The following is a 6,802-nucleotide window of genomic DNA, read 5'->3' as shown; positions in this document are numbered from 1 at the left end:
CGCCGCCACCGCTGAAGCCTCCCATACCGCCTAATACCGGCCATATCCAGCCTCCGCGCCTATTGTAGGTAGTGCCTCCTCCGCCTCTTCCACCGCCACCACCGCGGCTAATGAGAGAAGCTATAATCACAATCACCATTATGATAAGGAAAATGGCCCCCGGACTGATGCCTGGTTTGCTTTGCCTTGGATCTGCGCGATACTCGCCTGCTGCTGCTTTTATAACCGCATCGACGGCACCATTCAGCCCTTCATAATAATGTCCTTCCCGGAAGTTAGGCTTAATAATAGTGTTGATGATATCGTTGGCAACGGCATCGGGTACCGCGCCTTCCATACCGGAACCAGTTTCAATTCTCAGCTTCCTGTCTTCAAGGGAAACAAGAATCAGTATCCCATTGTTCTTGCCTTTTGTGCCGATCCCCCAATCACGTAATATTTTTAGCGACACCTGGCTAATATCGTAGTCGCCGATTGATTTCAGTGTAACGATGGCTATCTGGGTGGAAGTACTATCGTAATAAGCCACCACTTTTTGCTCCAGTGCATCATCTTCGTTTTTCAACAATACACCGGCAAAGTCATTTACTAAAGTTGGAGGATTAGGCCGGGGCGGAATATTCTGTGCTGTTGCCAGCAAGCCCGCCATCATTAATAATCCCGGTAAAAACCAGCGTAGTATCCTCATTGTTTCTAAGCTAAAATCGTTTAAAAAGAGTGGCCTTTATTTGCCGAAGACGATATCATCGGGTAGTTCATTCTTATCGCTGTCGGCTTCATGTGGAAAGAAAGTGCGGAGTGAGGCACCTATTTCCTCAATACATGCTTCTATGCCTTCGATAATACGATTGTCCTGAAAATGTTCTATCAGCAGTCCGGCTTCTTTCACCCAGAAGTCATCTCCCACTTTCTCATGTATGCCCTGGTCGCCCAGAATGGCAAACTGCCGGTCTTTAATGGCCACATATACCAAAACGCCATTGCGCAATTTAGTTTTGCCCATTTCCAGTGAAGCAAATGCTTCTTTGGCTCTGTCCATGGGGTTTACGTAGGTGCAATGACTTTCAACAAACAACCTGATTTCTCCGGAAGTAAGCCGCTCAGCTATCCGGATCGCCTGCACTAATCTGTCTTTCTCCGTTTCTGAAAAAATCTCTTTCCGTTTAAAAGGGAAAATGCGCATGCTGTATCTGTTTTTTAGTTTCCGGTTTTGGGGAGACGGGAAAGGATCGCAGCGAAAGTGGCCTCCCGCTGTGATCCCATCTCCATAACAAAAAAGCGGAAATACTATTTTGGGTTGTTTAGAATTTTACCTGTGGGGCATTTTCAGCACCGGCAGTGGCTTCGAAATAACCTTTTGCTTTGAAACCTGTGATACCGGCAATAATGTTGTTAGGGAACGTACGTACGGAACTGTTGTATGCATTTACGGCTTCATTAAAGTCGTTTCGGGCTACGTTGATCCTGTTTTCAGTTCCTTCCAGTTGCGCCTGCAGGTTCTGGAAATTAGCATTTGCTTTCAGGTCCGGATAATTTTCAGACACGGCGAGTAAACGGCCTAAAGCCTGGCTCAGCTGACCTTGTGCGGCCTGGTATTGTTGAATTTTTTCAGGGCTCAGGTCATTCACATCTACCTTGATCTGGGTAGCGCTGGCACGTGCCTGGATTACTTTTTCGAGGGTTTCGGTTTCGAAGTTAGCAGCACCTTTCACAGTAGCCACCAGGTTAGGAATCAGGTCAGCGCGGCGTTGATAGCTACTCTGTACCACACCCCATTTATTTTTCACGTTTTCATCTTTAGTCACCAGTCCGTTGTATTTACCACAACCAAACATGACTAACAATACGAGTACTACGATTGCAATAATTCCTGTTTTCATCTGAATTAAAATTTAAGTTTTAAGTGCCGGCAATGATGCAAAACCTATTCCTGTTTTGAGGCTTGCCGGCGTAAGTGTTGTTTTCACCGGTGAACGCTATAAAAAAAGCCGTAAACGCACGCTTTTCATAACTACACGAAAATATGGAAACTAAGCCACTAAATAGCTATTGGATAAGGAAACGGCATTTTTTTAAAAAAGTTCATTCGTCCTTGAAATATTCATCATAAAACAGTATGTTTATATGTACCTTTGCTACGTGTAAAACGTTGAACGTTTTACTATATGATTTAAGGTGAATGGGGCAGAATGGATAACAAAATCGATATCGAAGGTTTCATTGTTTCTAACTCATTTATTATCAATAACTTGGAACTAAGTCTGCTTAAATGAGTGCACAACACATCCATATACTCTATATTGATGATGAAATACACAACCTGAATGCCTTTAAGGCTTCTTTCAGAAGGCTGTACAATGTTGTTACGGCTACCTCTGCGGAAGAAGCGGAAAAGCTCCTCACAGAACAGGAATTTCACATCATTATCTCGGATCAGCGTATGCCGAAAACAACCGGGATAGAGTTTTTCGAATCAATACTGGAAAGGTACCCCGAGCCAATACGTATGCTCCTTACCGGTTATGCCGACATCAACGCGGTAGTAGATGCCATTAACAAAGGGCAGGTATACAAGTATTTCTCCAAACCCTGGAACGAAGAAGAGCTGAAACACAACATCGACAAAGCCTATGAAGTGTATGCCCTTCGCAAAGAAAACAAAGAACTGACAGCCAAACTGTTGGATGTAAACCAGAAACTGGAGTTCCTGGTACGACAGAAGCTTATTTCCTGATCCATTTATGGGTGAACAATGCCCCTGGCCATGTTCCCGACGGAGCATTCCGTTAGCTATGCGCAGTCCCATACGGGTAGCCATTCATCAAAATCCACGTGTCTGCAATTTCTGAATGTTGATTTTCCTTTAACTTGCACCCCATTGTGAACTTAATTTCCTGAATCATGCAAGTTTGGAAAGATTACCAGGCAGAGAATAAAGATCGTTTCCTGGATGAATTACTGGCGCTGTTACGCATTCCTTCTGTGAGTGCGGATTCCCGTCATAATGGAGATACCCAGCAATGTGCGGAAGCTGTAAAACTGCGCCTGCAGGAAGCTGGTGCAGACAAAGTAGAAGTGTGTCAGACTGCAGGTCACCCGATTGTTTACGGAGAAAAGATTATAGACCCATCCTTACCAACTGTATTGGTATATGGCCACTACGATGTACAACCCGCAGATCCGCTGGAACTGTGGCATAGTGGTCCATTTGAACCGGTTATCAAAGACGGTAACATATATGCCCGCGGCAGCGCAGACGACAAAGGCCAGTTTTACATGCACGTAAAGGCTTTTGAAACGATGAACAAGACCAACACCATTCCCTGTAATATCAAGTTTATGATTGAGGGCGAAGAAGAAGTTGGTTCCGCGAATCTGGGCATCTTCCTGAAAGAAAATAAAGAACGCCTGAAAGCAGACGTGGTATTAATTTCAGATACCTCCATGATCAGCCTGGAAAACCCTTCCATAGACACCGGCCTGCGTGGCTTGGCGTATATGGAAGTAGAAGTAACCGGTCCTAACCGCGACCTGCACAGTGGTGTATATGGTGGCGCTGTAGCTAACCCGGCTACCATCCTCGCTAAAATGATCGCTTCCCTGCATGATGATAATAACCACATCACCATCCCAGGCTTCTACGACAAAGTACAGGAACTGAGTGCAGAAGAAAGAGAAGCACTGAATGCCGCTCCTTTCGACGAAGAAGAATACAAAGCAGATCTTGGCGTAGCAGATGTTTGGGGCGAAAAAGGCTATAGCACTATTGAAAGAACCGGTATACGTCCTACACTGGAAGTAAACGGTATCTGGGGCGGCTACACCGGCGAAGGCTCTAAAACAGTACTGCCATCCAAAGCATTTGCCAAGATATCCATGCGCCTGGTTCCTAACCAGGACTGGCACGAAATATCAGACCTGTTCACCAAACACTTTGAATCGATTGCACCAAAGAGCGTGAAAGTGAAAGTCACCAAGCATCATGGCGGTAGTCCCTATGTAACACCAATCGACTCTGTAGCCTTCAAAGCAGCGCATCAAGCTATCCACACTACTTTCGGCAAAGATCCTATTCCTGTTCGCGGCGGTGGTAGCATTCCTATCGTAGCCCTGTTTGAAAAGGAACTGGGACTGAAAACAGTATTGATGGGCTTTGGGCTGGACAGCGACAACCTGCACTCTCCTAACGAGAAATATGGTTTAGCGAACTACTACAAAGGCATTGAAACCATTCCTTATTTCCACAAGTTCTTTGCGGAAATGAGTAAATAATGAAACAGCTTTTAGCTATTAGCTTTTAGCCGTTAGACTAAAAGCTAATAGCTAAAAGCTAAAAGCTAAAAGCTTCACTATGAGTAACAACGAAAAAGTACGCGTAGATAAATATCTCTGGTCTATACGGGTATTTAAAACCCGTAGCCAGGCTTCAGATGCCTGTGATGGCGGTAAAGTAAAGTTGAACGGTAACTCCGTGAAAGCTGCTAAACCCGTATCCATAGGCGATAAATTTGAGATCAGAACAGAAGGCCGTAAATGGATGCTCGAAGTAACCGGCCTGCTTTCCAACAGGGTCGCCTATAGTGAAGCGATCAAATATTATATAGATACTACCCCTGAAGAAGACAAATTAGCGCCTGCTTTCGTGGCGTCTGTATTCCAGACAGGTAAGCGTCAAAGCAAGATTGGCCGCCCTACCAAGAAGGACCGCAGAAATATAGAAGGCTTTATGGAAGGGGATGAAGAAGAAGCGTAGTGATATAATTTCGGGAAAGGTTCCTCTTTGTACTTCAGAGGCACCTTTTGTTTTTTTAAAGTCTGTCTTTTAAATCCTGTTGCACTTCCCAGGCCAGGTCTTTTATTTTTTCCATTTCAGCAATGCTGAGGGCTTTGTTATTCCCGGTTTCACGCATTTTTTTGTAAACGGTACTTTCACTCCAGCCGCATTCGAGGCAAACTTTTTCGCGGAATTTCATGGCGCTGCCGGTGAAGCCTTCGAAGAGTGAGCGGAGAGGATTGTGTGTGGAGGTTTTGGTTGTTTGCATGGTGTGTGGTTATGGTTAAACAAATTCTTAATTAGGTAGCAGCTGTAATGACTTTGTTTCTACTATTATGATTCAAAGGTAATGCTTTTTATAACAATGTGTGTTTATTCGCACACAAATTTTCTATTCATTTTGTCCATATTCGATTCCAGAATATGGATACCAATAAGCTAGAAGAACTAAAATTGTTCGGCAATAAATTGCGCCAATTGCGGGAGCAAAAGGGATGGAGCTTGCGCCAAATGGCTACTAATTGCAGTATTGATTTTTCCAATTTAGGTCAAATGGAAAAGGGGAGAGTTGACGTGAGGTTTTCTACTATTCTCGAACTAGCCAAAGTACTAGACGTAACTCCATGTGAATTATTTGATTGTTAGACCCGATGTAAACCTCCTTCTAAAATTCATGGCAACCAATAAAGATTCGCCTTGTCTCAAAGCACTTGGCAATAACATTCGGCTGTTTCGCGAACGCAACGGCTGGAGCCAGCGGGAAATGGCTTCACGTTGTAATATTGATTCCGCTAGTATTGGGAAAATGGAAAGAGGTAAGCTAGATATTAGATACACCACGCTGCTGCAAATAGCCCTTGTTCTGGAAGTAAACCCATCGGAACTACTTAATAGTTAACCTTCTTCAGTCCGCCTTTGCAGGCTCACTAACAGACCGGTACATTAAAAAAGGGCGGAAGAATTATAAATATAATATCAAATACCCAACTCCGGCATATAGATATGTAAAACAATATCAGGATTATTTATCCACCTGTATAGCTATAGCAGGACAAGTCATAGTTCGATGATAGTTCGATGATAGTGCGATGATAGTGCGGTATAAGAGCGGTAGTAGTGTAATGTAACAGTATTGATACAGTATTGATAGTACCATACATAGACGAGTCCTAGGCATCCAATAAGTAGTAACTAAGTAGGGAAATAAATACCGTTCAATATACTGGGAAATCAATTGTGCTTATTATAATAACCCGTAATCCTTCACTTTCAGGAGAAAAAATCCTTTTACCGATTCAATAAAACATACTCCTAATTATGTTCTTCGTTTCCGGAGAATAGTAGCTCATCCATTATTTATTTTTCAAAATTCTTTGTTTTTTTTGCGATCTCAAAAAAGTGGATTATTTTTGTACAACTTTAAAGTTGAATAAAAGCCAAGTTAACCTGTATAAAATAAGCTAATCACCCTATAGTTTAAAACTATAAAGTTGTTATTAACCATATAACTATAGGCAAGATTATGCTTAAACTTAATACGCTGGCAGAAGTAGAAACGCTATTGAAGGAGATAAAGAAACGCATAAAACAGGATGGTATTTTATTCATGAATAACCGGACTAAGAATGCGCAAACACTCAGTGAGTTCGGCATAACAGCCCGACAGCAAATAGAAATCATTGCCAGTATCAAAGCAACAGATTATTATGGTGGACCTGATGAGGATGAGAAATATCCCTGGAAAAGTGTAGCTGTGTTTGGCAAAACATTCAGACATGCAGAACTCTATATCAAGTTCTCTATTGGTGAAACCGGTACCCCGGTGGTTTGCCTGTCCTTTCATGAATCAGAAATAGCAATAGTCTATCAGTTTAAATGAATAACATATGAAAAGTCCAATTACCGGCAAGGAAATGAAACGGATGGTGAAAGAAGATGAATTGGTATTCCGGAAAGAAACCTTTACCATTCTCTTTAACTACTATTTATGTGTAGATAGCAAAGAAATGTTTACTGACGAACGACTGG

General features: G+C 42.8%; 10 protein-coding genes. 6 read left to right on the top strand and 4 right to left on the bottom strand.

What is annotated here, in order from left to right:
* From VIP81_RS28910 to VIP81_RS28900, 3 genes are all read right to left on the bottom strand, one after another.
* On the bottom strand, window positions 1-688 hold a 688-nt coding region (locus VIP81_RS28910), incomplete at its 3' end, for a TPM domain-containing protein (protein ID WP_331969856.1).
* Between the two features lie 36 nt (window positions 689-724).
* A complete protein-coding gene (locus tag VIP81_RS28905) occupies window positions 725-1,183 on the bottom strand; it encodes a TPM domain-containing protein (protein ID WP_331969853.1) in 459 nt (152 codons plus the stop codon).
* 118 nt (window positions 1,184-1,301) lie between these two features.
* Window positions 1,302-1,880, bottom strand: a complete 579-nt coding sequence (locus VIP81_RS28900) for a LemA family protein (RefSeq protein ID WP_331969850.1) — start codon at window positions 1,878-1,880, stop codon at window positions 1,302-1,304.
* A 389-nt stretch (window positions 1,881-2,269) separates the two neighbouring features.
* Between VIP81_RS28900 and VIP81_RS28895 the strand changes: the two genes are divergently transcribed.
* The 3 genes from VIP81_RS28895 to VIP81_RS28885 all read left to right on the top strand — a co-directional run bounded on the left by VIP81_RS28895 (window position 2,270) and on the right by VIP81_RS28885 (window position 4,753).
* Complete coding sequence (locus VIP81_RS28895) at window positions 2,270-2,734, top strand: response regulator (protein WP_331969847.1); 465 nt, start codon at window positions 2,270-2,272, stop codon at window positions 2,732-2,734.
* Between the two features lie 167 nt (window positions 2,735-2,901).
* A complete protein-coding gene (locus VIP81_RS28890) occupies window positions 2,902-4,272 on the top strand; it encodes a dipeptidase (RefSeq protein WP_331969844.1) in 1,371 nt (456 codons plus the stop codon).
* Between the two features lie 79 nt (window positions 4,273-4,351).
* A complete protein-coding gene (locus VIP81_RS28885) occupies window positions 4,352-4,753 on the top strand; it encodes an RNA-binding S4 domain-containing protein (protein ID WP_331969842.1) in 402 nt (133 codons plus the stop codon).
* Window positions 4,754-4,808: 55 nt separating this feature from the next.
* On the opposite strand, the gene VIP81_RS28880 is transcribed toward VIP81_RS28885, so the two are convergent.
* Window positions 4,809-5,042 (bottom strand): hypothetical protein, encoded by a 234-nt coding sequence (locus tag VIP81_RS28880; RefSeq protein ID WP_331969839.1) that lies wholly within the window; start codon window positions 5,040-5,042, stop codon window positions 4,809-4,811.
* 155 nt (window positions 5,043-5,197) lie between these two features.
* Here VIP81_RS28880 and VIP81_RS33820 point away from each other — a divergent pair, with 155 nt between their 5' ends.
* The 3 genes from VIP81_RS33820 (at window position 5,198) to VIP81_RS28870 (ending at window position 6,653) form a co-directional block, all read left to right on the top strand.
* Window positions 5,198-5,419 (top strand): helix-turn-helix domain-containing protein, encoded by a 222-nt coding sequence (locus VIP81_RS33820; RefSeq protein WP_414649405.1) that lies wholly within the window; start codon window positions 5,198-5,200, stop codon window positions 5,417-5,419.
* 28 nt (window positions 5,420-5,447) lie between these two features.
* Entirely contained in the window at window positions 5,448-5,672 is a 225-nt protein-coding gene (locus tag VIP81_RS28875; RefSeq protein WP_331969836.1) for a helix-turn-helix transcriptional regulator, read from the top strand.
* 624 nt (window positions 5,673-6,296) lie between these two features.
* Window positions 6,297-6,653, top strand: a complete 357-nt coding sequence (locus VIP81_RS28870; RefSeq protein WP_331969832.1) for a type II toxin-antitoxin system MqsR family toxin — start codon at window positions 6,297-6,299, stop codon at window positions 6,651-6,653.
* Window positions 6,654-6,802: the final 149 nt, after the last annotated feature.

This window comes from Chitinophaga sp., assembly GCF_036566945.1.
GTDB lineage: Bacteria > Bacteroidota > Bacteroidia > Chitinophagales > Chitinophagaceae > Chitinophaga.
Note: the sequence above shows the minus strand (reverse complement) of the source record. Positions and strands in the feature narration are given on the sequence as shown.

Bases quoted from the DNA above. Each gene is read 5' to 3' on its own strand.
- VIP81_RS28905 (WP_331969853.1), bottom strand. From the start codon at position 1,183: ATGCGCATTTTCCCTTTTAAACGGAAAGAGATTTTTTCAGAAACGGAG.
- VIP81_RS28900 (WP_331969850.1), bottom strand. From the start codon at position 1,880: ATGAAAACAGGAATTATTGCAATCGTAGTACTCGTATTGTTAGTCATG.
- VIP81_RS28895 (WP_331969847.1), top strand. From the start codon at position 2,270: ATGAGTGCACAACACATCCATATACTCTATATTGATGATGAAATACAC.
- VIP81_RS28890 (WP_331969844.1), top strand. From the start codon at position 2,902: ATGCAAGTTTGGAAAGATTACCAGGCAGAGAATAAAGATCGTTTCCTG.
- VIP81_RS28885 (WP_331969842.1), top strand. From the start codon at position 4,352: ATGAGTAACAACGAAAAAGTACGCGTAGATAAATATCTCTGGTCTATA.
- VIP81_RS28880 (WP_331969839.1), bottom strand. From the start codon at position 5,042: ATGCAAACAACCAAAACCTCCACACACAATCCTCTCCGCTCACTCTTC.
- VIP81_RS33820 (WP_414649405.1), top strand. From the start codon at position 5,198: ATGGATACCAATAAGCTAGAAGAACTAAAATTGTTCGGCAATAAATTG.
- VIP81_RS28875 (WP_331969836.1), top strand. From the start codon at position 5,448: ATGGCAACCAATAAAGATTCGCCTTGTCTCAAAGCACTTGGCAATAAC.
- VIP81_RS28870 (WP_331969832.1), top strand. From the start codon at position 6,297: ATGCTTAAACTTAATACGCTGGCAGAAGTAGAAACGCTATTGAAGGAG.